Here is a 25,383-nt window from a genome sequence, read left to right as displayed (position 1 = left end):
GGACGGTGCGGGTGCCGGAGCACCCGCACCGTCCTGCTGGGTCGTCCTACTGCTTGTTGAGGGTGCTGTCGGCGGCCTCGTCGAAGGTCGCCGCGGCCTGCTCGGGTGTCTTCGATCCGGAGACGATGCTCGAGAACAGGTCGTTGATGCTCAGGTCGCCCTCGAGGTCCGCCCACCGGGCGTTCGCGGGGGTCGCCTTCGAGTTGAGCGCGGCGGTGAAGAACGCCTTGTTGATCTCGCTCAGGCTCGAGTCAGCGTCCTTGATGCCCTCGGCGCTGTTCGGGATCCACCCGGTGTCGCCGTAGACGTACTTGCTCTGCACGTCGGGGCTCGTCGCGATCTTGACCCACGCCAGCGCCAGGTCGGAGTTCTTGGACTTCGCCGCGATGCCCCAGTCGGAGCCACCGAGCATGACCGGCTGGGTCTTCCCGGACTTCCCCGGGAACGGGAACGTGCCGAGGGCGTCGGCGGTCATCTTCGGGTTCGCCTTCTCGATGAGCCCGAGCGCGCCGCTGGTGCTGAGGATCGCCGAGGACTTGCCGTCCGCGAAGACCTGGGTCATGTCGGGGCTGTCGGTGTTGAGCGTCGCCGACGCCTTCGTCGAGTACGCGTTCGCGAACTCCTTGAAGTCCTGCAAGCCCTGCTGCGCCTTCGCGTCGCCGAAGCCGGCCTTCCACTTGCCGCCGTCCTCCGTGGCGATCTCGCCGCCGGCGTCCCACACGAACTGCATGCCGGCGTACCAGTACTGCCCGGGCAGGTAGAAGGCCGAGAAGTCGCTCGCCGAGTTCTTCGCCTTGACCTTGTCGAGGTCTGCGGTGAGCTCCTCGTACGTGGTCGGCGCCGAGGTGATGCCGGCGTCCTTCCACATCTGCTTGTTGTAGATGACCGACCGCGCACCGGCGAACCCGGGGACGCCGTACAGCGAGCCGTCGACCGTCGCCGGGTCGGACAGGCCGTCGAGCCACGTCTGCCCCTGCGCGAGGTCCTTCTTGTACGGAGTGAGGTCGAGCAGCGCACCGTTCGCGGCGTAGCTCGCCACCTGCGTGTTGCCGAGGTCGATCACGTCCGGCGGGGTGTTGGTCGCCAGCGCGGTGGACACCTTCGTGGTGATGCCGTCCCACTGCTGGATCTGCACCTTGACCTTCGCGCCGGTCTCCTTCTCGAACTGCTCGTTGATCGCGGCGATGGTCCCGTCGGAGTAGTCCCCGGTCATCGCCCACACGGTCAGCGTTTTGCCGTCGCCCTCGACGTCGCCGATCGCCTTGGTGCCACCGCTGCCACCGGCGCCGGCGTTGCCGGCGCTGGAACAGGCGGTCATCCCGAGGGCGACGGTCAGGGCCACGGCAGCTGCTGCCGCGAACTTCTTCGTACGCATTGCTTCTCCTTGGTGGTCGTTCTGCTGTGTCGGGTCAGCTGACCCCGAGCTCCGCGGCGAGCAGGAACGCTGCTCCGCCCCGGAGGATCAGGTCGCTGTTGGTGGAGGTGGCCGTGACGGCGAGGTCGTCGCCGACGCTCGCGAGCGTCCGGGCCGAGACCGTGGCGTGCACCGCGTCGACGAAGGGACCCTCGACCAGTTCGGCCGGTCCCGTGACGACGATCTCGGTGATGTTGACCGCGCTGATGATCGGGGCGAGGACACGGCCGAGGGTGTCGCCGGCGGAGCCGAGCAGGGCCCCGCGGTCGGCTGCGGGCGCAGCGTCGAGCCGTCGCGCCAGGTGGTCGGCCCCGATGATGACCTCGAGGCACCCGCGCCGCCCGCAGGGGCAGGGTTCGCCGTCCTCGTCGATCGTCAGGTGCCCGATCTCACCGGCGGCGTACCGTTCGCCGAGGACGAGGCGCCCGCCGAGCACCATGCCCGTGCCGACGCCGTGCTCGAGCGCGACGACGAGCAGGTCGCGGGTCGGGTCGGCCTCGAAGGCGTGCACCCCGAGTGCGGCGACGTTGGCGTCGTTCAGCACGTGCACGGGGAGTCGGAAGTGGTCCGCGAGCTGCTGCTGGAGGGGCAGGCCGCCGCCGAGGGCCACCGAGTCGAGGACCGTCCCGGTCTCGTCGATGACACCCGGGCACCCGACGGCGATCCCGAGCAGGCGGCGCGAGGTCATCGCGGAGAGCCGCTCGACCAGGCGGATGATGCGGTTGAGCGCCTGGTCCCCGACGGCACCGTCGACCTCGATCCTGGCGCTGTCCACCACGTCGCCGCGCAGGTTGGTGACCGCGCCGACGAAGTGGTCCGGGACGGACAGGTCGACGACGACGATGTGGAAGGCGTCGACGTTCAGGTTGATGAGGGTCGCGGGCTTGCCCACGCGGAGGTCGCCGCGCGGCCCGAGCTCGGTGACGAGGGCGTCGGCCTCGAGCTCCGCGACGAGGCCCGACACGGTCGGCCGGGTGAGGCCCGAGTGGCGCGACAGGTCGGCTCGGCTCATCGCGCCGTCGGTGAAGAGCGTCTGCAGGATGAGCGACCGGTTCAGGGCCCGGCTGTGCTGCGGGAGCGCCTTGCTCCGCGGGCGGCGGAGCTGCGGGGCGAAGGGTGCCGGAGCATCCGTCTCGTTCACCATCAGATCTCCCTCGTCGAGCAGTTGCCTTAGTAAAGGACCGTTCCTAATCCACTGTCAACCCCCGATCTGCAGCCGTAACATCCGCGTGATCTCGGGGAAACGTGGCGCAGAAGACGCTTGCCAGGGGACAGTTAGGCGTGTTTACTAACCCGCATGCGCTGCCCTGACGCGGCGTCCTCGACGGCGAGGTCGCTCGCCCTGACGACGGGAACACCATGAGGATCGGCCTGGACATCGGCGGGACGAAGATCGACGGCGTCGCCGTCGCGCCGTCCGGTGCGGTGCTCGACCGGGTGCGCGTCGCGACCGGGTCCGGACCGGACGCCGTGCTCGCGAACACCCTGCGGGTGATCCGGTCCCTGGTCGACCGGACCGGGACACCGACGACCGCGGTGGGCATCGGCATCCCGGGGCTGATCGACCACGAGACCGGCTGGGTCCGTCACGCGGTCAACCTCGGGCTGTCCGAGGTCGCCCTCGGCCCGCTGGTCGCCGACGCGCTCGGGGTGCCGGTGCAGGTGGAGAACGACGTCAACGTCGCCGCCCTCGGTGCCGCGCAGGCCATGCAGCTGGACGGACCGCGGGCGTACCTCAACATCGGCACGGGTCTGGCGGCGGGACTCGTCGTGGACCGACGGCTCTGGCGCGGAGCGCGGGGGAACGCCGGCGAGATCGGCCACGTCCCGGTCCTGGCGGACGGACTGCCCTGCGTGTGCGGGCAGCGGGGCTGCCTCGAGACCGTCGCCTCCGGGTCCGCGCTCGCCACCGCGTGGCCCGGGCACGCCGGCAACGCCGCGACGGACCTCTTCGACTGCGCCGACGCGGGCGACCCCGCCGCGGTCGCCGTGCGGGACCGCTTCGTCGCGGGCGTCGCCTCGGCGGTCCGGATCCTCGTCGTCACGGTCGACGTCGAGTCGGTCGTGATCGGGGGCGGGCTCGCCGTCCTCGGTGACCGCCTGCTCGCTCCCCTGCGTGCCTGCTTCGACGCCGCTGCCCGCTCCTCCCCCTTCGTCGCGTCGCTCGGCCTGTCGTCCCGCGTGCTCCTCGCGCCCACCGACCAGCCGCTCGCCGCACTCGGTGCCGCGTTCACCGCGCCCGAGTCAGCCGTCGCGCCCGCCTGACGCGGACCGACCGGCCGCCCGCACCGCCTCCCCTGCACGGATCCACCGATCGCCGCACCGACGCGGCGGAAGTGAGCAACCCATGACCGAGACGAACCGTCCGTCCGCCCCCCGGAGCGGCCAGGGCGACCGGACACCCGGTACGCCGCCCACCCTGACCCGACGCGGGATGGTGCTCGGCGGTGCCGCCACCGTCGCCGCGGCCGCCGTCGCCCTCGGAACGCCGAGCGTGGCGTCCGCCGCCCCGAGCGGCGCCGCGTCCGCAGCCACGACGCACCGACCCGGTCACCCCGCGCTCTCGCGCAGCCGGTCGCGGGACCTCGCCTACGACTACCTCGACCTCCGCATGGACGAGTACGGCGCGGGCAGCGCGCCCCGCCTGCCACGTTCGTACTCCGGCGGGTACTTCGCGACGCTGCCGACCGAGTTCGTGTCCTCCTTCGCCTACGACGACGCACTCATGGTCCTCGCCTGGCTGGCACGCCGCCGACGCGGTGACGTGCAGCGTGCGACGGCGCTCGGCGACGCCCTCCTCGCCCTGCAGGCGGCCGACCCGATCGGCGACGGCCGCACCCGGGCCTCGTACCAGCCGGACACCTTCCCGGTCGCGGATCCCCCGCGGCCGATCGACATCGGCTCGCCGGCGGCGTACACGGGCAACCAGTCCTGGGTGGGCCTGGCGTTCTGCCGGCTGTTCACGGTGACCCGACAGCGTCGGTTCCTCGACGGGGCGCTCCGCCTCGGCACGTGGATCGAGACGAACGCCCGTGACGACGCGCGTCGACCCGCGGGCTACACGGGCGGCCGGAACGCGGACGACCAGCCGATCACCTACAAGTCGACCGAGCACAACATCGACGTCACGGGCTTCTTCACCCAGCTCGCCCAGCTCACCGGCGACCGGACGTGGGCGCGCCGTGCCGCGCTGGCCGAGTCGTTCGTCCGCGCGATGCAGGACCCGACCGACGGGCACCTCTGGACCGGCACCGACCCCGACGGCACGACGATCAACCGCACCCCGATCCCGGAGGACGTGCAGACGTGGGCGTACCTCGCCACGCTCGACCGTCGGTACTCGTCGTCGGTCACCTGGGTGCTCGACCGGCTGACCGCGCACGACGGGCCGTACACGGGTCCGTCGTTCTCCGACGCGGACACGAGCAAGGTCTGGTTCGAGGGGTCCGGCCACCTGGCACTCGCCCTGGAGGCCCGGGGTGCGCGGGGAGACCGGGCGCGTGCGACGTCGATCCTCGACAGCGTGCAGCTCGCGCAGCGCACGGAGCCGAACGGGGACGGTCGGGGCGTCGTCTCGGCGTCCTCCGACGGCCTCGACACCGGCTTCGGCGACCTCTACTACGCGAGCCTCCACACCGGTGCGACCGCCTGGTACCTGCTGGCCGTCACCCGCACCAACCCGTTCCGCCTCTGACCCACCCCCGGAAGGACAGCACCGCATGCTCATCCCCCAGCCCCGCTCCCGCGTCGACGGTGTCGGCACGTTCACGCTCGACGAGCGGACCCGCGTCGCCGCGGACCCGGCCGCCGAGCCGGTCGCGCAGTACCTGCAGCAGGTGCTCCGCGCCTCCACGCGACTGCCCCTCCTCGGTGCCGGCGACGCGACCGACGTGCCGGTGGTCGCCCTGCGGATCGCCACCGATCCCGAGGGGCTGCCGGCCGGCCCCGGGGGCGACCGCTCCGAGGCCTTCCGGCTCGAGGTCACCACGGACGGCGTGGTCGTCACCGGCGGCGCACCGGCCGGCGTCTTCTACGGCGTCCAGGCCCTGCTGCAGCTCCTGCCCGCCGACGTGTACCGCCGCGGACGGGTCCGCACAGACGGATGGGTGCTGCCGGCGACGGTGGTCGAGGACGCCCCGGCCTTCGCCTGGCGCGGGGTGATGCTCGACGTCGCCCGGCACTTCCGCACGAAGGCCGAGGTCCTGCGCCTGGTCGACCAGCTCGCGGTGCACCGCATCAACCGCCTGCACTTCCACCTCACCGAGGACCAGGGCTGGCGGATCGAGATCAAGAAGTACCCGCGGCTCACCGAGGTCGGTTCCTGGCGCACCGAGTCGCAGGTCGGCGCGCACGTCCCGGACGCCGACGGCACGCTGCGGGTCGCCGGGTACGACGGCCGCCCGCACGGCGGCTCCTACACCCAGGACGACATCCGCGAGATCGTCGCCTACGCCGAGGACCGCTTCGTCACCGTGGTCCCGGAGATCGAGACGCCGGGCCACGTCCGCGCCGCCCTCGCCGCCTACCCGGAGCTCGGCGTGCACCCCGAGCGCGACCTCGACGTCTGGACGGAGTGGGGCATCGCGCACGACGTGCTCAACGCCGAGGACAGCACGGTGCAGTTCTTCCGCGACGTGTTCGACGAGGTCGTCGCGCTGTTCCCCTCCGAGTACATCGGGCTCGGCGGGGACGAGTGCCCGAAGGACCAGTGGGAGGAGGACCCCCGGATCCAGGAGCGCATCCGCGAGCTCGGGCTCGACGACGAGGAGCAGCTGCAGGCGTGGATCGTCGGGCAGCTCGCCGCGCACCTCGAGTCGCACGGCCGTCGGGCCTTCGGGTGGGACGAGATCCTCGAGGGCGGGACGCTCTCGCCGTCCGCGACCGTCGTGTCGTGGCGCGGTCTGCAGGGCGCGGTCACGGCAGCGCGCCGGGGGCACGACGTCATCTCGACGCCGGACGACCAGGTGTACCTCGACTACCGCCAGAGCGACCTGCCGAACGAGCCGATCCCGGTGTCGATCGTGCTGACGCTCGACGACGTGTACGCGTTCGACCCGGTCCCCACCTCGCTGACCGACGAGGAGCGCGCGCACGTCATCGGCGGCCAGGCGAACATGTGGACCGAGCACGTCGACACCGTCCGTCGGCTCGACTACCAGCTGTTCCCGCGCGTGGTCGCCCTGTCCGAGGCACTCTGGTCGGCCGACGTCGCCGGACCGCGGGACGTCGCGGACTTCCGGCGGCGGCTCGAGGAGCACCTCGCACGGCTCGACGCCCTCGGGGTCGAGTACCGCCACGAGTCCGGCCCGCGACCGTGGGAGGAGCGGCCCGGCGTGCCGGGGCGGCCGCACAGCCGCGAGGAGCGCGCGGCCTACATCGACGCGATCACGGCGAACATCGCGGACGGTGCGCCGGCGCAGTAGGCGTCACCATGCGACGGACGGGAGGCACGGGGCGGCCCGGCACCGCGCCTCCCGTCCGTCGAGTGGTCACCCCACCGCGCGACCCACCCGCGTCTGCCGGGCTCAGTCGTCCGCGGGCGGGATGATCGTCTCGAGCAGCCGGAGCACGCGTTCACCGTCGACGGCCTCCGGGTCGAGCAGCCACTGGACCTGCAGACCGTCGGACGCGGCGATGCCGAGGCTCGCCAGGTCGACCGGGTCGAGGTCGGCCCGGATGCGTCCGGCTGCCTGGTCGGCTGCGATGAGCTCCACCAGGTCCGCGCGGAGCCGGGTGAAGCGCTCCCGCATGAACTCGCGCGTCGCGGGGTGCCCCTCCTGCACCGCGTCGGCCGCGAGGGTCGTGTACAGCTGCACGAGCCCGGGCACCTCGCGGTTCCGCGAGGCGCTCTCGCGCATGTCGCCGATCGCCGACCGCATCCGGTCGGGGGCGTCCTGCTCGCGCACCTCGTGTTCGCGGTAGACCGCGAGCAGGAGTTCGTCGCGGCTCGGGAAGTAGTGCCGGAGCGCGGCGTGGGTGATGCCGAGCGCGTCGGCCACCGACCGGAGGGACGAGGCGTCCACGCCCTGCGCGGCGACCATCCGGATCATCTCGTCGAGGATCTGGGCGCGACGCTCGGTGCCCTTGCGGTACCCGCCGCGCCGGGGCGGGGTCGCGTCGTCGTCGACCTCGTGCGTCATCCTACCAACTTACCGCTGGAAGGTTTTCGCGCCACCCTCGTCGGGATGCCCTCGTCGCGGCGTCCTCGTCGCGCCACCCCCGCCGGGGCACTACGAGTCGATGGGCTCCGCGGCGCCGTCGGGGTCGACCGTGTACTCGTCGACCGGGGTCGGGGCACCGCTGGCGAGCGCGTCGGTGATCTGCGTGAGGCACCGCGCGAGCACCTCGTTGTCCTCGCTCGACAGGTGGTCCATCACGCCGACGACCGCCTCGTGGAACCGGGCGTAGGACGAGTCGATCTTCTCGGCGGCCTGCACCGTCGGCTCGAGCACCTGTGCGCGCCGGTCGGTCGGGTGCGGCACGCGGACGATGTCCCCCTTCGCCACCAGGCCGTCGACGATCTTCGTGACCGAGGCGTTCGACACGTTGAGCATCACCGCGAGGTCCTTCGGGCCCATCGCGCGCCCGTCGCGGTGCGCCTGCAGCATGTACCGGACCGTCAGGAACTCGTTCTTCGTCAGACCGCTCTCGGTCCGGGCCTGCTCGAGTTGCTGCTCCTCGGCGTGCTGCAGCCGGAGCAGGGCGTCCACGGCGACCTTGGCCGCACGCGACCGCGGCTCCCGGGCGTAGAGGTGCACGTGCTCGCGGCGGACGACGGTCAGTGGCATCTGCGGGTCGGGTCTCTCTGTCGGGCGGATCCGGTCGGAGCGGGTGGCTACGCGGTGGGCGCCGTGAAGAAGTCAGCGTACGACGGTTCGGTCCGCACGGACAGGAGCGCCGGGTCGTGGATCCGGCGGGACACGTAGGCGTCGATGACGGCCGGGTCGGTCAGGCCCACCCGCGTGGAGGTCACGGTGGGTCGTGCGGTCCTCGGCATCCCGGTGTAGGTGCTGTGCATGCGTGGTCCCGCCTTCCTGCGTCGGTGGCGTCCGTCGGTGTCGTCCGGCCCGGACGGCAGAACTGTTTCACGGCGCGAACGATCAGCGCAACGAACCTTTCGCGTTCTGTACGGTTCGCGCAGCACCCCACGGGGCGGGGCCAGGATGGGTCTCATGGCCTACATCGCCGCGGACGACCGCTACGACTCCATGCCCTACCGCCGGACCGGCCGCTCGGGCCTCGACCTGCCGCTGCTCTCGCTCGGCTACTGGCACAACTTCGGGGACGACAAGCCGTTCGAGACGCAGCGCGCGATCAGCCGCCGCGCCTTCGACCTCGGCATCACGCACCACGACCTCGCCAACAACTACGGGCCGCCCTACGGCGCGGCCGAGCTGAACTTCGGTCGGCTCATGCGCGAGGACTTCCGGCCGTACCGCGACGAGATGGTGGTGTCGACCAAGGCCGGGTGGGACATGTGGCCCGGCCCGTACGGTCAGGGCGGCGGCTCGCGCAAGTACGTGCTCGCGTCGCTCGACCAGTCCCTGCAGCGCACGGGCCTCGACTACGTCGACGTCTTCTACTCGCACCGCCTCGACGCCTCGACGCCGCTCGAGGAGACGATGGGCGCGCTGCACACCGCCGTGCAGCAGGGCAAGGCGCTGTACGTCGGCATCTCGTCCTACGACGCCGAGCGCTCCCGGCAGGCCGCCGCGATCCTCCGCGACCTCGGGACCCCGCTGCTCATCCACCAGCCCTCGTACTCGATGCTCAACCGCTGGATCGAGACCGAGGGGCTCCTCGACGCCGCCGGCGACCTGGGCTTCGGTGTGATCGGCTTCACCGCCCTCGCGCAGGGCCTGCTCACGGGGCGGTACCTCGACGGGGTGCCCTCGGACTCGCGCGCGGCGGCGGGCAAGTCCCTCGACGCCGGCACCCTGACGGACGAGGTCGTCGAGCACCTCCGGGCGTTGAACGACATCGCGTCCGAGCGCGGCCAGAGCCTCGCGCAGCTCGCGCTCGCGTGGGCGCTCCGCGACGAGCGGGTGACATCGCTCGTGATCGGCGCCTCGCGCGTCGAGCAGCTCGAGCAGAACGTCGCGGCGCTCGGGAACCTGTCCTTCACCGACGACGAGCTCCGCCGGATCGACGAGCACTCGGTCGGCGTCCTCGACGTCGACCTGTGGTCCGGCGCCCGTTCCGGCCAGGTGAGCTGACCCCCGCCCGCGCCCCCGCCTCTTCCGGGAGCGGGGGCGGAAGGGTCGCGTCAGGCCAGGCCGAGCCGCGCGTCGAGCACCTCGAGCAGCCGCTGCCGGAACGGCACCGACGACCACCCGTGGTCCGCTCCCTCGACGACCGTCAGGACGGCGCCCGGCAGGAGCTCGGCGTAGCGGCGCCCGTACGACACCGGCACGATCGCGTCCTCGGTGCCGTGCACGACGTCCGCCGGGCCGGTGTAGTCGGCGACGGGCGCGTACACGTCGAGACCGTCCTCGACGTCGGCGATGAACGCCGTGCCGAGCACCATCCCACCGAAGTCGAACCACCCCTGCTCCCGCGCCGGGGCGAGGGGCTGGCCCTGGATCGCGTCCTGCTCGGTGATGTCGTCGACGACCACGCCCGCCGGCGACCACAGCGTCAGGCTGCGGACCGCGTCCGGCACCCGGGCCGCGGCGAGCGCCGACTCCACCGCGCCGAGGCTGTGCGCGACGACGTGCACGCCCTGCCCCCGGTCGGCGGCGTGGATCATCGCGACGACCTGCTCGACCTCGTCACGGATGGTGATGTCGGCGAACTCGCCGTCGCTCGCGCCCTGTCCGAGCCGGTCGTGGCTGCGGACCACCGCGCCCCGGGCGACCAGGTGCCGTGCGGTCTGCACGAACAGCTGGTGGCCGCCGAGGGCGCTGTCGCTGAAGCCGTGGACGAGCAGCACGACGGGGGCGTCCGGTGCGGCGCCGTCCCGCGGTTCCCACTGCCACCCGCGGATCGTCGACCCGCGGTGCTCGAGGGTCGTCGCGGTGGTCCGGGGGTCGACCCCGCGCAGGGGCACGCCACCCATCAGTTCGTCCGGTCCGCCCACCCGGCCGGCAGGTCGCCGGGCGCGGTGTCGACCACGGACTCGTCGTCCTCGCCGACGTGCTCGAACAGCGTGATGTGCGCGAACTCGGGGACCACGTAGATCGGGTAGGTCGGTCCCTCGTCGCGGAACCGCTGCATCTCGTCGAGGTGGTCGTTCTGGAAGAGCACGGTCTTCTGCCCGTCGAGCTCGATCCAGCGCGGGAAGAAGATGGTGCCGTGCAGGACGCGCTGCTCGGGCAGGACGTTCACGACGACGCTGGTGCCGGTCGGCTCGTTCCAGGAGACCTTGTAGACGCCGGGCGCCAGCGCGACGAGGTCGACCGTCTGGTCCTTGACCCAGCGACCGCCGACGTGGCCGGTGTGGATGCGGTAGTCGATGGTCGTGGCGTTCTTGACGTACATCTCGTACTGCCAGCCGTTGGCGTACGTGTAGACGAAGCGGTGGCCGACGATGCCGGTCAGGTCCTGGGGCGGTTCGGGGTGTTCGACGGAGGTGGTGGTGTCCATGTCCCCAGCGTGCACCCGAAGTGGTTTTGTTGCGAACGAAACTGCCTGGTAGTCTGCCGAGCATGCGGGGTACCGGCGACGAGACGGCACGGGTCGCACGGCGCCTGAGCGACCGGATCGGTCCGTTCCGCCGGACGCTCCTGCGGACCTCGCGCGTCGCCGCCGGCCTGCCCGACATCCCGGACGCCCAGGTCGAGGTCATGCGGGCGCTCGGGGCCGACGAGGCCGGCTCCGCACCGTCGGCACTGGCGTCCCGCCTCGGCCTGGCGCGCTCGACCGTCAGCAACCTCGTGTCGTCGATGGAGCAGGCGGGCCTCGTCGAACGGCGGCTCGTCGGCGGCGACGGACGGCGGGCCACCGTGCACCTCACCCCGCTCGCGACCGAGCGACTCCGCACCTACGACGAGGCCGCGACCACCGTCCTCGTGGACGCCCTGGGTCGCCTGTCCGCGGACGACCGCGCCGCGCTGGCCGCCGCCCTCCCCGCCCTCGAGCGCCTGCACCGCGAGATCACCCCGCCGCCCGCATCCTGACTCCCAGTTGCTTCCGAGCGGTCTCTCGGCACTCCTGAGGCGAGAGTGCTACAACAGATCGCAGTTGAGTCGAGGGGACTCAACCAGGACACGAAGGAGTTGATCTCGATGACGATGCAGTTCGACCCGTTCCGCGAGCTCGACCGACTCGCCGGCTCCCTGCTCGGGGCCGGAGCCGGTGCTCCGCGCTCCATGCCGATGGACCTGTACCGCACGGGCGACCACTACGTCCTCGACGTCGACCTGCCGGGCATCGACCCGGGCTCGGTCGACGTGGACGTCGACGGTTCCGTGCTCACCATCCGGGCGGAGCGCACCCTCGGTGCTCCGGAGGGCTCGCAGTGGCTCACCCGCGAACGCCAGCCCGGCACGTTCGTCCGGCAGCTGACGCTCGGCGACCACCTCGACACCGCACGCATCACCGCCGCGTACGACAACGGCGTGCTGAGCGTGACGATCCCGGTCAAGGAGTCGGCGAAGCCCCGCCGGATCGACGTCACCACCGGTGGCGGCGCCCAGCAGCTCGCGGTCGGCACCGCCGAGCAGTAGGCGGGGGCGTGGTGACGACCTTCATCAACGCGCTCCTCGCCGTCGCGGTCGTCACGGCGGCCCTCGTCGTGACGAGCCTCGACCGCCGGACCGCGGTCCTCCTCGGCGCGGCCGGCAGCACGACGGGCAGCTTCCTCACCTGGCTCGTCGCGCCGGACGCCTGGTCGGAGATCCCGGTCGTGCCGTGGCTCGCGGCGGCCGCCGGGACGGTCGCGCTCATCGTTCTGTGGAGCGCGACGCGGATGTGGTCCGGCATCTTCGAGCCGCCGCGACCGGTCGCGGACGACGACAGGGCCGCCCTGGCGACCGTGGGCGCGGAGCAGTGACCACCTGACGGACGGGAGGCCCGGTGCACGCTCGCACCGGGCCTCCCGTCCGCCGTCGGGTCGCGCCGGACGATCCCGTCGGGCGACCCGGGTGACCGTCACTCCTTGTTCAGCTTGTCCTGCACCAGGCCGGCCGTCTTCTCGACCACGTTCGGCAGCTCGGTCGTGCCGTAGAACCGCACGTCCGGGTGCGTGGGCGGCGGCATCGGCACCGACGAGGTGGGGCCGTCGTGGTACGAGTACTCGCCCTTGCCGTCGAACGACGGACCGCTCGCCCACGGACCGTCACCGGCCTGCTTCCCGTCCGAGAAGTTCAGGTACTGGTAGCTGAACTCCGTGTGCTCCTTCGCCTGCGGGAACTTGTTCGGGACGGGGAAGTCCTCGATCCCCTTCTCGCGCAGCTCGGCGGCGGCCGTGGCCCACATGTTCTGGTGCATCGTGTCGCGGGCCAGGAGGAACGAGAGCAGGTCCCGCACGCCGTGGTCGTCGGTCATGTGGTACAGCCGGGCGACCTGGACGCGGCCCTGCATCTCGGCGTTGGCGTTCGCCGTGAAGTCGGCGAGCAGGTTGCCGCTCGCGGTGATGTAGCTGCCCTGCCAGGGGTTGCCGTTGCTGTCGACGGGGCGCGCGCCCGCGCCGGCGACGATGCCCTGCTGGATGTCGGTGCCCCCGACGACCGCGGCGACCGTGGGGTCGTCCTGCACGGCGTCCTCCGTGATGCCGAGGGGGCTCTTCTCGAGCAGCTGCGCGATCATCGTCGCGAGCATCTCGACGTGGCCCATCTCCTCGGCACCGATGCCGAAGACCATGTCGCGGTACTTGCCGGGCATGTGCATGTTCCACGCCTGGAACTGGTACTGCATCGCGACGGAGATCTCGCCGTACTGACCGCCGAGCACCTCCTGCAGCTTGCGTGCGTACACGGCGTCCGGCTTGTCCGGGGTCGACTTGAACTGGAGTTCCTGCTTGTGGAAGTACATCGCGTTCTCCTGCTTCGCTGGCGGTCGGGTCGTCGGTGCCAACGGTCCGCGCGGCCGTCTGGGTGCCCGTCCGGGCTGGACGGATGGCGCGGGATCGATGGCCGGATCGCGCGGACCGCCGCTGCCGGATCGGCCTACGGTGTGCGGCATGGACCTCGAACTGCGTGACCGTGTCGCCCTCGTCGTCGGCGGACGGGGGTACATCGGCGCCGCCGTCGCCGAGACCCTCCGTCGGGAGGGCGCGCGGGTGGTGGTCGCCTCCCGGAGCGTGGACGGCGACGACGCCGTCGCGATGGACACCGCCTCGCAGGAGTCGGTCGACGCGGCCGTCGCCCGGGTGCTCGAGCAGCACGGCCGCATCGACGTCCTCGTCGTGACCGCGGCGCCGGCGGCCGGCACCCTCGACCCCGAGCGCGCGTCGGACCCGGAGCAGGTCGCGGCGGCGATCGACGGCAAGGCCCTCGGCTTCCTGCGGGTCGCGAACGCGGTGCTGCCGCACCAGCGCGCGGCCGGGTCCGGGCGCGTGGTGGTGATCAGCGGGCAGAACGCCTACCTCGCCGGGAACGTCACGACGTCGCTCCGGAACGCGGCGACGAGCATCATCGCGAAGAACCTCGCCGACCAGGTGGCCGGCACGGGCGTCGCCGTCAACGTCGTGAACCCCGGCTCCGTGACGGACGAGCCGGCCGCCGAGGTGCAGCGGGGCGCCGGTGGGGAGTCCAGCCCGCAGCAGATCGCGGACCTGGTCGCGTTCCTCGCCTCGCCGCGGTCCGCGGTGAGCGGCGAGTCCGTGTCGATCGCGCACCGCGTGCTCGGGCAGCTCACGATCTGACGGGGCACCGATCTGACGGGACGCCGTGCCGGACGGGAGGCGCGCGGTGCGGCCGCCACGGGCCTCCCGTCCGACGCGTGGCAGGTCACGAGCCCTGCTCGCTTCGTCCTGCAGGACGACGGCCTTCGTCCCTCCGCCCGATGCCCTGTACCGGGCGGTCGGCGAGGCTCGGTGGCATGGAGAGTTCGACCAAGCACGTGATCGCCACCCTCGCCACCTGTGCCGCCATCGTCGTGGTGACCGCCGTCGCGCTCGTCGCGATGTCGCCCGTCCCGTGAGCCGGTGTCCGCGCGGCCGGCGTGCGATGATCGAGCCGTGACGGACCGGCGCACGTTCCTCCGGCCGATGCGGACCCGGTCGATCGTCGCCGACCTCGTCTGGGCCGCACTCGCCGCGCTGCTCTTCACCGCGCCGATCGAGCTCGAGCTCGAGCGCGCGAGCCTGCTCGCGGTCGTCGCCGCGTGCGCCGCGATCGCCCTGCGCCGCCTGACGCCGAGCGGCGCGATGGTGATGACGGTCGTCCTCGGGGCCGTGCAGGTCACGGGCGGCGAGCGCCCCTCCCTCGTCGACCTCGCCATCGCCGTGGTGATCGGCACCGCCGCCGTCCTCGGCACCCGGACCGAGGCCGTGGTCGCCGGCATGCTCGCCGTGGTCGCCGGGGTCTCGGCATCCATGTACCTCTCCACGACCGGTTACCGCTACGCCCTGCTGCTGAACGGGCCGAGTGACCAGGTCGCCCTCGTCCTCGCGGCCCCGTCGCTCGTCCTGCTCTCCGTGTGGGCCGGCGGACTCGCCGGGCGGGCCGTCCGCTCGCAGGTCGCCGAGGCCGCACGGCGTGCCGAGGCCGAGGCGGCCGCGAGCCGCGCCGAGGCCGTGGCGAACCGGGCCGAGGCCGTCGCCACCCGCGCGGTCGACGAGGCCGAGGCCGAACGCATCCGCGCCGACATCGCCCGTGACGTCCACGACGTCGTGGGGCACTCGCTCGCGGTCATCATCGCGCAGGCCGACTCGGTGCCGTTCCTCGACGACGAGGCCCGCATCCGCGAGGTCAGCGCCACCATCGCGAGCACCGCCCGCAGCTCCCTCGTCGAGGTCCGGCAGGTGCTCGGGCACATCGACGGGTCCGAGGCCGCAGCGGACCCGACGTCCTTCGACGAGATCGTCCGCGGCATCCGCGAGGCCGGCGTCGACGTCGAGCACGCCGTCCGCGGTGTCGCCCGGCCCCTCGGCGCGGTGCACGGCACGGCGGCACGGCGGGTCCTGCAGGAGATGCTCACGAACGCGCTGCGCCACGGGGTGCCCGGCGGCTCCGTCGAGGTCCGCGAGACCTGGCGCTCGGCCGACCTCGTGCTCGAGGTGGAGAACGCCGTGCCGACCGCCGCCCTGCCCGTCGGCGGTGAGCTCGGACTCGAGGAACTCGCCGCGCGCCCCGTCACCGGCGAGCAGCCGACGGTCGCCGGCACCCGCGGTTCCGGGCGCGGGCTGACCGGCATGCAGACCCGACTGACCACGATCGGCGGGTCGTTCGACGCCGCCGTGCTGGACGCCGTGTTCGTCGCGCGCGCCCGCATCCCGTTCGACGTCCGAGGGGGGACGACACGATGACCGACCCGATCCGCATCCTGCTCACCGACGACCAGGCGCTCTTCCGCGCCGGGCTGCGCGTCGTGCTCGACGCACAGCCCGACATGGAGGTGGTCGGCGAGGCCTCCGACGGCGCCGAGGCACTCGACCGCGTCCGCGAGCTCCACCCCGACGTGGTCCTGCTCGACATGCGGATGGCGGGCGTCGACGGGGTGGAGACCGTGCGTCGGCTCTTCTCCGGCGAGGTCGAGGGACCGCTCCCCCGTGTGGTGGTGCTCACCACCTTCGGCCTGGACCCGGCGGCGGCGACGGCGATCCGCCTCGGCGCGAGCGGCTTCCTGCTCAAGGACACCACCCCGCCGTTCCTGTTCGCGGCGGTGCGGGCCGTCCACGAGGGCAGCTCGGTGATCGCGCCGAACGACCTGTCGCAGCTGTTCGGCGCGGACGTCGACCGGGCACCGGCCCCGCAGCCCGAGGCCTTCCAGACGCTGACGGACCGGGAGCGCATCGTGTTCGGATGGGCCTCCCGAGGGCTCTCCAACGCGGAGATCGCCGCCCGGGAGTTCGTCACCGAGTCGACCGTGAAGACGCAGATCTCGAGCATCCTCGGCAAGCTCGCGCTGCGCGACCGGGTGCAGCTCGTCGTCTACGCGCACGACCACGGGCTGGCCGGCGCCCGCGAGGACGGACCGGCCCCCGCCTGAGGTCAGCTCGCGGCGTCGATCCCCAGGGCGTCGCCGAGCCCGAGGGTGCGCTGCGCCAGGTCGCACTGCGACGACGCGGGCTTCATGACGAGCCCGGACGCCTGCGCCGTGTGGCCGAGCCCGTAGGCGTGCCCCCACTCGTGCGTCGCGACGCCGCGCAGGTCGAACCTCGCGCCGGAGCACGTCGCCGACGACGACCACGCGTACGAGGTCGTGTACCGCTGGTCCATCTCGACCGCGACACCGGAACGCGACCACACGCACGTGGTGGCGAGGGTGCCCGAGCGCAGCGACCCCCACCCGGTGACGCTCGCACCGCTCGGCGAACCGCACCCGCCGTTCGCCGTGACGGCCGGAGCCTGCGTGGTCGTACCGAGGTACGTGTTCGCGGCACCGGAGGTGATGGTCCGACCGCAGGTCTTCAGGGTCCCGGTCCAGGCGTTCGCGGCCGCCCTGAGCGCCGCGGCGTCCGTCGCCCGGGCCCCGGACGGGTTCGACGACCAGCGGACGGGCGTCGTCCACCGGTACCCGAGCAGCGCGTACGTCCGGTTCGTGCAGCTCGACGCGGGAGCGGGCTTCGTCGCGGTCGCTGCCATCGGGTGCGCGGTCGTACCCCCGGCGGTCAGCCGCTCGTGCAGGCTCCGGACCTTCCGGATCGCCGCCGGCGCACCGGACCACTCGCCCTCGACCGCCACCGCGACGCCCGAGCGACCCGTGTTCGTGATCGACACGTCCCCGGGGTCGACCGCGCCCGCGGCCGCGACCGGGAGCGCCGACACGGTCGTGCCGGGCGACGGCACCACGAAGCGGCGGCCGTCCGGCAGCGTGACCGTGCCGCGCTCGACGGCGCACCCGCGGCCGAGGTCGCGGACGGTGATACGGTCACCGCTGCACGTCGACGCGGCCTCGGCGGGCGCGACCCCGACGGACGTGGAGACGATCGCGACGAGCACGGTCGAGAGGGCGACCGCGGCAGCGGTCACGGACGGCGTCCGCACGATGGTCCTCCTGGGGCACGAGCACCGGACGGACCCGGAGCGACGCCGATCAGTGTGCGCAACGCTCCGCGGGGTGGTCAACCCCCCGACCCGGGATGCCCCGTCCGGGTGTCGACCCCGTTGCCCGGGCACCGAGCGCTCCGCTCGACCCGGCCGTGCGCCGGACCGTGCCGACCGACCGGGTGACCGACGAGTCGGGGGCGGGGCGAGCCTCCAGGCCGGGTCTTCCGGGTCGACACGACCGGGCGGGAACGCGGAACGGCCCCCGGGATTCCTCCCGGGGGCCGTTCCTCACCTGGTGCGCGAGGGGGGACTTGAACCCCCACGCCGTTTCCAGCACACGGACCTGAACCGTGCGCGTCTACCAATTCCGCCACTCGCGCCAGCCCGGCAACACTAGCACGCGGCGGACGGTGCCCGTGACCACGCACAGACGAGCAGGAGCGCCAGCCACTACCATGCAGGGGTCCCTGACCGACGACCGGGAAGACACATGGGCCTCTTGGACAGCTTCGAGCGTGGGTTGGAGCGCGCCGTGAACGGCGCGTTCGCGAAGACCTTCCGCTCCGGCGTGCAGCCCGTGGAGATCTCGAGCGCCCTGCGCCGCGAGCTCGACACGAAGGCGGCCGTGGTCTCCCGCGAGCGGATCCTCGTGCCCAACGAGTTCACCGTGCGGCTCGCCCCGCCGGACCACTCGCGCATGCACGACGTCGGCCAGCCGCTCATCGACGAACTGACGCAGATGGTGCAGCAGCACGCCGTCGCGCAGAACTACTCGTTCTCCGGCCCGGTCTCGATCCGGCTGCAGCAGGACGGCACGCTCTCGACCGGTCTCCTCGAGATCGACGCCTCGACCGTGCAGCGCGACGTCGCCTGGATCGCCGTGCTCGACATCGGATCGCAGCGCCACCGGCTCCGACGCGGCCGCACCGTGATCGGGCGCGGGACCGACGCCGACATCACCGTCGCGGACACCGGGACGAGCCGGAAGCACGTCGAGGTCATCTGGGACGGCGAGCACGCCCAGGCGAACGACCTCGGGTCCACGAACGGGTCGAAGCTCGACGGGCAGCGCTTCGAGCAGGCCATCGTCGAGCCGGACTCGACCATCGAGATCGGTCGTACCCGTATGGTGTTCCGGGTGATCCCCGAGAGCGACGGAGGTGCTCGATGACCACAGGCCTGACCCTGCTCGTCCTGCGCTTCGCCTTCCTCGCGGTGCTGTGGCTGTTCGTCTTCGTGATCGTCTTCGCGCTGCGGAGCGACCTGTTCGGCCAACGCGTCCGCACCGTCCCGACCGATCCGAAGGCCGGCGCGTCCGGTCCGACGACCCCGACGGTGCCGGCAGCGGCCGCCGCGGCTCCCGCCGGGGCGGGTGCGTTCACCGAGATCATCGGCCAGCCCGCCGGCGGACAGCAGCGTCCGTCCGCCACGGGCACGCCCACGCGGCTCGTCATCACCGAGGGCTCGCGCGAGGGCCTCGAGATGCCCCTCGGCGGCGGCCCCATCACCATAGGGCGCTCCAGCGAGTCGAACGTCGTCATCCGTGACGACTACACCTCGACCAACCACGCCCGCCTCGACCTCCGGGCCGACGGCTGGGTCCTGTCCGACCTCGAGTCCACGAACGGCACGTTCGTCGACGGTCAGAAGGTGACCGCTCCCGTGCACGTCGCGGAACGGACGCCGATCACGATCGGGACGACGACGTTCGAGCTGCGGCGGTAACCGGGACATGACGGCTCGCACGCTGAGCGCCGCTGTGTCCCACGTGGGGCGCATCCGCTCCAACAACCAGGACTCCGGGTACGCCGGCACGCACCTGTTCGCCGTCGCCGACGGCATGGGCGGGCACGCCGGTGGCGACGTCGCCTCGGCGATCGCCATCCGCCGGATCCGCGAGGTCGACCGCGAGTTCCCCTCCGCGCACGACGCCGAGTTCGCCCTGCAGTCCGCGCTCATCGCCGCGAACCAGCTCGTCACCGAGACGGTCTTCGAGCACCAGGAGCTCACCGGCATGGGCACCACGGTGTCCGCCCTCATCCGCGTCGGCGAGCAGATCGCCATCGCCCACATCGGCGACTCGCGCATCTACCGGATGCGTGACGGCGAGCTGCAGCAGATCACGTCGGACCACACGTTCGTCCAGCGGCTGGTCGACAGCGGCCGGATCACGCCGGAGGAGGCGGCCGTGCACCCGCGCCGGTCGGTGCTCATGCGCGTGCTCGGCGACGTCGACGCCGCGCCCGAGGTCGACACGGCCGTCATGGACATCCAGACCGGGGACCGCTGGCTGCTCTGCTCGGACGGTCTGTCGTCGTACCTGGCCGAGGAGCGGATCCGGCACGCGCTGGCGTCCACGATGGACGCCAACCAGGTGACGCAGCGACTCGTCAAGGAGACGCTCGACCACGGCGCCCCGGACAACGTCACCGTCGTCGTGATGGACGTCACCGACACCGAGCCCGAGGACGACGACGACGCCGCGACGACCGTCGGGTCCGCGGCCGCTCCGCTCACGTTCGAGGCGTCGACCGGCCGCAAGCCGATCCGCCTCCCCACGATCCTGCTCCACCCGCTCAAGGTCTCCACCGCCCCCGAGGACTCGCACTTCGAGCCGGAGTCCGACCAGTTCTTCGCCGAGCTCATCGCCGAGGACCGCCGGCGTCGGATCCGTCGCCGGATCGCGTGGACGATCGCCCTCGTGGTCGCCGTCGCCGCCCTCGTCGGCGCCGTCTGGCTCGGCTGGCGGATCACCCAGGCGCACTACTACGTCGGGACCGACCGCGGCACCGTCGCGATCTACCGCGGCGTGCAGCAGTCGATCGGTCCGATCGCCCTCTCCGACGTGTACGAGGACACCGACGTCACCGTCTCGTCGCTGCCCGACTACACGCGGGAGAACGTCCGCTCGACGATCAACGCGCAGTCCCTGTCCGACGCGCGCGACATCGTCGACCGCCTGCGCAAGGCCGCCGAGACCGGGCAGGACCAGGCCGGCACCGGTGGGGACGGTGGATCGTCGTCACCCACGCCGACGCCGTCCCGCTCCGCCGCGCCGTCGGGCAGCGCCTCGCCGTCCGCGTCCCCGGGAGCCCGCCGGTGAGCGCCGCGACCGCGCAGTCGTTCACGCAGGCGATCACGATCAAGCTGCGCGAGCCCGCCCGCGCCCGGAACCTCGAGCTCGTGCTGCTCGTCATCGCCTGTGGCATCTGCGCCGGCGCGATGGTGCTCGTGCAGCTCGGCACCAAGGGACGCCTGTTCGACACCGGCGTGCTGTGGGTCGGCGGCGGCATCCTCGGACTCGCGCTCGTCATGCACGTGGTGCTCCGGGTCGTCGCCAAGAACGCGGACCCGTTCGTCCTGCCGATCGCGCTCGTGCTCAACGGCATCGGCATCGCCGAGATCTACCGCATCGACGTGCACAACGGCCTGACCGGCTGGGACGCGATCGGCGTCAAGCAGATCGTCTGGACGATGCTCGCCATGGTCCTGGCGACGATCACGCTCCTGGCCGTGCGGAACCACCGCTTCCTGCAGCGGTACCGCTACATCTTCATGGCCGCCACCATCGCGCTGCTCCTCCTGCCGATGCTGCCGGGCATCGGGTCGAACGTCGGCGGTGCGCGCGTCTGGATCCGGATCGGCCCCTTCTCGTTCCAGCCGGGCGAGCTCGCGAAGATCACCATGGCGCTGTTCTTCGCCGGGTACCTCGTGACCGCGCGCGACTCGCTGTCGATCGTGGGCAAGAAGTTCGCCGGGATGACGTTCCCCCGAGCGCGCGACCTCGGCCCGATCCTCGTCATGTGGGCCGCCGCGATGGCCGTCCTCGTGTTCCAGCGCGACCTCGGCACGGCGCTGCTCTACTTCGGGCTCTTCCTCGTGATGATCTACGTCGCCACGGCCCGGCTCGGCTGGGTCGTGATCGGCCTCGGCCTCTTCGTCGGCGGCGCCCTCGTCGCGCAGTCGGTCCTCGTGTACGTGCGGGGCCGGTTCGAGCAGTGGCTCGACCCGTTCGACCAGACGATCTTCGACCGGCAGACCCAGGGCAGCTACCAGCTGGTCCAGGGCCTGTTCGGCTTCGCGAACGGCGGCATCACCGGGACCGGCCTCGGGCAGGGGCGTCCGTACATCACCCCGGTCGCCAACGCGGACTACATCGTCGCGTCGCTCGGCGAGGAGCTCGGGCTCATCGGCGTCTTCGCGATCCTCGCGCTCTTCATCGTCCTGGCATCCCGGGGCCTGCGCGTCGCGTTCATGGCGCAGGACGACTTCGGCAAGCTCCTCGGCGTCGGCTTCGGCTTCATCATCGCGCTGCAGGTCTTCGTCGTCGTCGGCGGCATCACCCGGATCATCCCGGTCACGGGTCTCACGACACCGTTCATGGCCGCGGGTGGATCGTCGCTCATCGCCAACTGGATCATCGCCGCGATGCTGCTGCGCCTCACCGACGCGATCCCCGCCGAACAACGCGTCCAGCAGGGCGCGATCCCGGCCGCCGCTCGCGGTCGCGGATCGTCCAGGAAGGAGCGCACCCGGTGAACCGACAGCTCCGCGGCGTGTCGACCGTCATCGTGCTCATGTTCGTCGCGCTCTTCGTGTCGACCACGTCCATCCAGTTCTTCGCCGCCGACTCGCTGCGCGCCGACTCACGGAACTCGCGCACGATCCTCGACAGCTACTCGACCAAGCGCGGCGCGATCCTGGTCGACGGCAGCCCGATCGCCGAGTCGACCCCCTCGGACGACCAGTACCAGTACCAGCGCGAGTACACGAACGGCGGGCTGTACTCGGCCGTCACCGGGTACTTCACGATCGGTCAGGGCAACGCCGGCATCGAGAGCGCCGAGAACGCCGTGCTCTCCGGCAACTCGGACGCGTCGTTCTTCCAGAACCTCAACGCCATCCTGACCGGACAGGACGTCCAGGGCGACAACGTCAACCTGACGATCGACCCCGACGTGCAGCGGGCGGCGTACGACGCGCTCGGCACGAACACGGGCGCGGTCGTCGCCATCGAGCCGTCGACGGGGAAGATCCTCGCGATGGTGTCGAAGCCCGACTACGACCCGAACGCGCTCACCTCGCACGACACCGCCGAGGTCAAGGCGCAGTACGACGCCCTGCTCCAGCAGACCCCGACGCCGCTCCAGAACCGCGCGATCGGCGGCGACCTGTACACGCCCGGATCGGTCTTCAAGCTCATCGTGGCGTCCGCGGCCCTCAAGGACGGCAAGTACGACCTCGACTCCGAGTTCCCGAACCCGTCACGCCTGCAGCTGCCGGGCACCTCGTCGTACATCAACAACGCCGAGGGCGGCTCCTGCGGCGGTGGCGACACGGTCAAGCTGCGCACGGCGATCCAGAACTCGTGCAACATCCCCTTCGCGGAGCTCGGCCAGAAGCTCGGCTACGACGCCATCAAGTCCGTCGCGGACGAGTACGGCTTCGGTGACGCGATCGAGGTCCCGATGCGCGCGACCGCGAGCCAGTACCCCGACGTCGACTCGACCGCCCAGCTCATGCTGAGCGCCTTCGGCCAGGCCAGCGTCCGCGTCTCGCCGCTGCAGATGGCGATGGTCTCGGCGGGGATCGCCAACGGTGGCAAGGTCATGCAGCCGACGCTCGTCGACTCGGTCACGACCAGCGACCTGAAGACCGTCCAGTCCTTCTCGCCGAAGCAGTACAGCGATCCGTTGTCCGGCTCCGAGGCAGCCGACCTGACCGAGGCGATGCAGAGCGTCGTCAGCAGCGGGACCGGCACGAATGCCAGGATCGACGGTGTCGACGTCGCCGGGAAGACCGGGACGGCGGAAGGCGGTACGGGTGACCCGTACACGCTCTGGTTCACGGGGTTCGCCCCGGCGAAGAACCCCGAGGTGGCCGTCGCGGTCGTCGTCGGGAACGGCGGCGGGCTCGGGCAGTCCGGCGTCGGCAACACGGTCGCGGCTCCGGTCGCGAAGAAGGTCATGGAGGCGGTGCTGAACAAATGAGACCCACCAGCGGACTCACCTTCGGTGGGCGGTACCAGCTCTCCTCCCGGGTCGCGATCGGCGGCATGGGCGAGGTGTGGCAGGCGACCGACCTCGTCATCGGCCGGACCGTCGCACTCAAGATCCTGAAGGACGAGTACCTCGGTGACCCGGGCTTCCTCGAGCGCTTCCGCGCCGAGGCCCGGCACGCCGCCCTCGTCAACCACGAGGGCATCGCCAACGTCTTCGACTACGGCGAGGAGGACGGCAGCGCCTACCTCGTGATGGAGCTCGTCCCGGGCGAGGCACTGTCGACCATGATCGAGCGGGAGCACACGCTGCCGGTCGACAAGGTGCTGGACATCGTCGCGCAGACCGCGAACGCGCTGCAGGCCGCGCACGCGGTCGGCCTGGTGCACCGCGACATCAAGCCCGGCAACCTGCTCATCACGCCCGACGGTCGGGTGAAGATCACCGACTTCGGCATCGCCCGCATCGCCGACCAGGTGCCGCTGACGGCCACCGGTCAGGTCATGGGCACCGTGCAGTACCTGTCGCCGGAACAGGCGAGCGGCCACCCCGCCTCGCCGTCCACGGACATCTACTCGCTGGGCATCGTCGCGTACGAGGCGCTGGCCGGCCGTCGCCCCTTCACCGGGGAGTCGCAGGTCGCGATCGCGATGGCGCACATCAACGAGCAGCCGCCCGCGCTGCCCGGCGACGTGCCCGAGCCGGTCTCCGCGCTCGTGCTCTCCTGCATCGCGAAGAAGCCGGCCGACCGGCCCGCCACCGCGGCGAACCTCGCCCGCGCGGCCCAGGCCCTGCGCCGGGGCGACGTCGCGGCGGCCACCGTGGCGGTCCCCGCGATCGGCGGCGACGGCACGGTCGCGTTCAACCCGCCGCAGGGCGCCGGCAACGACGCCGCGACGGCGCTCATCGGCACCCAGGCCGGTGGCGCGGTCGGTGGTCCGCCCGGTACCCCGGGCTCGCCCGTCGGGCCCGAGGACGAGGAACCGCGGAAGAAGCGCGCCTGGATCTGGTGGGTCGTCGGCATCGTCGCCCTCCTCGTCATCGGCGCGGTCGTCGCGGCGTTCGCGCTCGGTGGCTCGAGCCAGCCCGACCCGAGTGCCTCGTCGTCCCGGCCGGCACCCACCCGGACCACCCCGCCGCCGAGCCAGACGCCGAGCGCCACGCCCACGGCGTCGCGCCTGTTCCTGAACAAGAGCGACTACGTCGGCCGCGCCACCGACGACGCCGCGTCGGCGCTCCGCGGTCTCGGCTTCGAGGTGACCGTGCAGGACGGCAGCCCGGCACCGTCCGCCGACCAGGCGAACACGGTGGCCGACCTCACCCCGACGGGGAGCGTGACCAAGGGCGCACTCGTCACGATCACGCAGTACACGACCCCGCCGACGGCCAACAAGCCGAACACCCCGGACGCCGGCACCGTGTCGGAGACCGGTCAGGTCACCTTCAGCTGGTCCGCGGCGACGTGCCCGGACGGCTACTCGGTGTCGAAGTACACGTGGACCGTGTCGAACGGCAAGGACGCCTCGGGCGCGACCTCCGGCGACACCTCGTCGACCGCGGTCACGATCCAGGCGGACGCCGCGGGCGACCAGGTCGTCTTCGCGTACAACGTGACCTGCACGAGCCAGTCCGGTGGCACGCTCGCCGCCTCGGAGAACTCCGACTCGGCGACCGCGACGTGGGAGGCCTCGGCCGAACCGACGCAGGACCCGTCCGACGGCACGAACCCGAGCAGCGGTCCGCAGGACTCGAACTGAGCGACACCCGAACGGGGGCTGTCGACACCGTTGTGTAACGGTTCGTCGGCGGCCCCCGTGGTCAGCCTCCCACCAGAGAGGGCTGCCGTACACTGACTCGGACGGACATTCGGAGGAGT

General features: G+C 72.0%; 25 protein-coding genes and 1 tRNA gene. 16 read left to right on the top strand and 10 right to left on the bottom strand.

Going from position 1 to position 25,383, the window contains the following annotated elements:
* Positions 1 to 46 precede the first annotated feature (46 nt).
* Positions 47 to 1,375: a sugar ABC transporter substrate-binding protein gene (locus AB0N84_RS11490; protein WP_363546311.1), complete on the bottom strand. Its 1,329-nt coding sequence runs from the start codon at positions 1,373 to 1,375 to the stop codon at positions 47 to 49.
* Between the two features lie 34 nt (positions 1,376 to 1,409).
* Positions 1,410 to 2,558, bottom strand: a complete 1,149-nt coding sequence (locus tag AB0N84_RS11485; protein WP_182045877.1) for an ROK family transcriptional regulator — start codon at positions 2,556 to 2,558, stop codon at positions 1,410 to 1,412.
* A 215-nt stretch (positions 2,559 to 2,773) separates the two neighbouring features.
* Between AB0N84_RS11485 and AB0N84_RS11480 the strand changes: the two genes are divergently transcribed.
* From AB0N84_RS11480 to AB0N84_RS11470, 3 genes are all read left to right on the top strand, one after another.
* A complete protein-coding gene (locus tag AB0N84_RS11480; RefSeq protein WP_363546308.1) occupies positions 2,774 to 3,679 on the top strand; it encodes an ROK family protein in 906 nt (301 codons plus the stop codon).
* An 82-nt stretch (positions 3,680 to 3,761) separates the two neighbouring features.
* Entirely contained in the window at positions 3,762 to 5,108 is a 1,347-nt protein-coding gene (locus AB0N84_RS11475) for a hypothetical protein (protein ID WP_363546305.1), read from the top strand.
* 25 nt (positions 5,109 to 5,133) lie between these two features.
* Entirely contained in the window at positions 5,134 to 6,837 is a 1,704-nt protein-coding gene (locus AB0N84_RS11470; RefSeq protein ID WP_363546303.1) for a beta-N-acetylhexosaminidase, read from the top strand.
* A gap of 102 nt (positions 6,838 to 6,939) precedes the next feature.
* Here AB0N84_RS11470 and AB0N84_RS11465 read toward each other — a convergent pair whose 3' ends face one another.
* The 3 genes from AB0N84_RS11465 to AB0N84_RS11455 all read right to left on the bottom strand — a co-directional run bounded on the left by AB0N84_RS11465 (position 6,940) and on the right by AB0N84_RS11455 (position 8,432).
* On the bottom strand, positions 6,940 to 7,554 hold the full coding sequence (locus tag AB0N84_RS11465; RefSeq protein ID WP_363546300.1) for a TetR/AcrR family transcriptional regulator: 615 nt from the start codon (positions 7,552 to 7,554) through the stop codon (positions 6,940 to 6,942).
* Positions 7,555 to 7,644: 90 nt separating this feature from the next.
* Positions 7,645 to 8,202 (bottom strand): MarR family transcriptional regulator, encoded by a 558-nt coding sequence (locus AB0N84_RS11460; protein WP_289458348.1) that lies wholly within the window; start codon positions 8,200 to 8,202, stop codon positions 7,645 to 7,647.
* Between the two features lie 47 nt (positions 8,203 to 8,249).
* Positions 8,250 to 8,432: a hypothetical protein gene (locus AB0N84_RS11455; protein ID WP_289458344.1), complete on the bottom strand. Its 183-nt coding sequence runs from the start codon at positions 8,430 to 8,432 to the stop codon at positions 8,250 to 8,252.
* 154 nt (positions 8,433 to 8,586) lie between these two features.
* On the opposite strand from AB0N84_RS11455, the gene mgrA reads away from it, so the two are divergent.
* Positions 8,587 to 9,630, top strand: a complete 1,044-nt coding sequence (gene mgrA / locus AB0N84_RS11450; RefSeq protein WP_363546297.1) for an L-glyceraldehyde 3-phosphate reductase — start codon at positions 8,587 to 8,589, stop codon at positions 9,628 to 9,630.
* Positions 9,631 to 9,680: 50 nt separating this feature from the next.
* Here mgrA and AB0N84_RS11445 read toward each other — a convergent pair whose 3' ends face one another.
* Positions 9,681 to 10,472: an alpha/beta fold hydrolase gene (locus AB0N84_RS11445; RefSeq protein ID WP_363546294.1), complete on the bottom strand. Its 792-nt coding sequence runs from the start codon at positions 10,470 to 10,472 to the stop codon at positions 9,681 to 9,683.
* A complete protein-coding gene (locus AB0N84_RS11440; protein WP_069712667.1) occupies positions 10,472 to 10,999 on the bottom strand; it encodes a phenolic acid decarboxylase in 528 nt (175 codons plus the stop codon). The genes AB0N84_RS11445 and AB0N84_RS11440 overlap by 1 nt, the downstream gene beginning before the upstream one ends.
* 62 nt (positions 11,000 to 11,061) lie before the next feature.
* Between AB0N84_RS11440 and AB0N84_RS11435 the strand changes: the two genes are divergently transcribed.
* From AB0N84_RS11435 to AB0N84_RS11425, 3 genes are all read left to right on the top strand, one after another.
* Positions 11,062 to 11,532: a MarR family transcriptional regulator gene (locus AB0N84_RS11435; protein WP_182045867.1), complete on the top strand. Its 471-nt coding sequence runs from the start codon at positions 11,062 to 11,064 to the stop codon at positions 11,530 to 11,532.
* A gap of 108 nt (positions 11,533 to 11,640) precedes the next feature.
* Complete coding sequence (locus tag AB0N84_RS11430; protein WP_069712665.1) at positions 11,641 to 12,081, top strand: Hsp20/alpha crystallin family protein; 441 nt, start codon at positions 11,641 to 11,643, stop codon at positions 12,079 to 12,081.
* Positions 12,082 to 12,092: 11 nt separating this feature from the next.
* Positions 12,093 to 12,407, top strand: coding sequence for a hypothetical protein (locus AB0N84_RS11425; protein ID WP_363546290.1), 315 nt, complete (start codon positions 12,093 to 12,095; stop codon positions 12,405 to 12,407).
* A gap of 98 nt (positions 12,408 to 12,505) precedes the next feature.
* Here AB0N84_RS11425 and AB0N84_RS11420 read toward each other — a convergent pair whose 3' ends face one another.
* Complete coding sequence (locus AB0N84_RS11420; RefSeq protein ID WP_069712663.1) at positions 12,506 to 13,387, bottom strand: manganese catalase family protein; 882 nt, start codon at positions 13,385 to 13,387, stop codon at positions 12,506 to 12,508.
* A gap of 148 nt (positions 13,388 to 13,535) precedes the next feature.
* On the opposite strand from AB0N84_RS11420, the gene AB0N84_RS11415 reads away from it, so the two are divergent.
* The 3 genes from AB0N84_RS11415 (at position 13,536) to AB0N84_RS11405 (ending at position 16,507) form a co-directional block, all read left to right on the top strand.
* Positions 13,536 to 14,219 carry an SDR family oxidoreductase gene (locus tag AB0N84_RS11415; protein ID WP_363546287.1) on the top strand — a complete coding sequence of 228 codons (684 nt, stop codon included), beginning with the start codon at positions 13,536 to 13,538 and terminating at the stop codon, positions 14,217 to 14,219.
* Between the two features lie 315 nt (positions 14,220 to 14,534).
* Entirely contained in the window at positions 14,535 to 15,824 is a 1,290-nt protein-coding gene (locus AB0N84_RS11410; protein ID WP_182045863.1) for a histidine kinase, read from the top strand.
* Complete coding sequence (locus tag AB0N84_RS11405; protein WP_069712661.1) at positions 15,821 to 16,507, top strand: response regulator transcription factor; 687 nt, start codon at positions 15,821 to 15,823, stop codon at positions 16,505 to 16,507. The genes AB0N84_RS11410 and AB0N84_RS11405 overlap by 4 nt, the downstream gene beginning before the upstream one ends.
* A 2-nt stretch (positions 16,508 to 16,509) precedes the next feature.
* Here AB0N84_RS11405 and AB0N84_RS11400 read toward each other — a convergent pair whose 3' ends face one another.
* Both AB0N84_RS11400 and AB0N84_RS11395 read right to left on the bottom strand, forming a co-directional pair.
* Entirely contained in the window at positions 16,510 to 17,505 is a 996-nt protein-coding gene (locus tag AB0N84_RS11400; protein WP_363546284.1) for a matrixin family metalloprotease, read from the bottom strand.
* A 296-nt stretch (positions 17,506 to 17,801) separates the two neighbouring features.
* A tRNA-Leu gene (locus AB0N84_RS11395) sits at positions 17,802 to 17,888 on the bottom strand.
* Positions 17,889 to 17,998: 110 nt separating this feature from the next.
* Here AB0N84_RS11395 and AB0N84_RS11390 point away from each other — a divergent pair.
* Genes AB0N84_RS11390 through AB0N84_RS11365 form a run of 6 tightly spaced genes read left to right on the top strand, consistent with a single transcriptional unit; the run spans position 17,999 to position 25,264 of the window.
* Entirely contained in the window at positions 17,999 to 18,679 is a 681-nt protein-coding gene (locus AB0N84_RS11390; RefSeq protein ID WP_363546281.1) for a DUF3662 and FHA domain-containing protein, read from the top strand.
* Complete coding sequence (locus tag AB0N84_RS11385; RefSeq protein WP_182045859.1) at positions 18,676 to 19,233, top strand: FHA domain-containing protein; 558 nt, start codon at positions 18,676 to 18,678, stop codon at positions 19,231 to 19,233. The genes AB0N84_RS11390 and AB0N84_RS11385 overlap by 4 nt, the downstream gene beginning before the upstream one ends.
* Before the next feature lie 7 nt (positions 19,234 to 19,240).
* Complete coding sequence (locus AB0N84_RS11380) at positions 19,241 to 20,611, top strand: Stp1/IreP family PP2C-type Ser/Thr phosphatase (RefSeq protein ID WP_363546278.1); 1,371 nt, start codon at positions 19,241 to 19,243, stop codon at positions 20,609 to 20,611.
* Positions 20,608 to 22,047, top strand: coding sequence for an FtsW/RodA/SpoVE family cell cycle protein (locus AB0N84_RS11375; RefSeq protein ID WP_182045857.1), 1,440 nt, complete (start codon positions 20,608 to 20,610; stop codon positions 22,045 to 22,047). Before AB0N84_RS11380 ends, AB0N84_RS11375 begins: the two co-directional genes overlap by 4 nt.
* Complete coding sequence (locus AB0N84_RS11370) at positions 22,044 to 23,498, top strand: penicillin-binding protein 2 (protein WP_363546275.1); 1,455 nt, start codon at positions 22,044 to 22,046, stop codon at positions 23,496 to 23,498. The genes AB0N84_RS11375 and AB0N84_RS11370 overlap by 4 nt, the downstream gene beginning before the upstream one ends.
* The gene (locus AB0N84_RS11365; RefSeq protein WP_289458317.1) at positions 23,495 to 25,264 is read left to right on the top strand and encodes a protein kinase; all 1,770 of its coding nucleotides are present in this window, start codon (positions 23,495 to 23,497) and stop codon (positions 25,262 to 25,264) included. The genes AB0N84_RS11370 and AB0N84_RS11365 overlap by 4 nt, the downstream gene beginning before the upstream one ends.
* The last annotated feature ends 119 nt before the right edge of the window (positions 25,265 to 25,383 follow it).

This window comes from Curtobacterium sp. NPDC089185, assembly GCF_040685235.1.
Taxonomy (GTDB): Bacteria; Actinomycetota; Actinomycetes; order Actinomycetales; family Microbacteriaceae; genus Curtobacterium; species Curtobacterium citri.
This window is presented reverse-complemented; position numbering and strand designations above follow the sequence as displayed.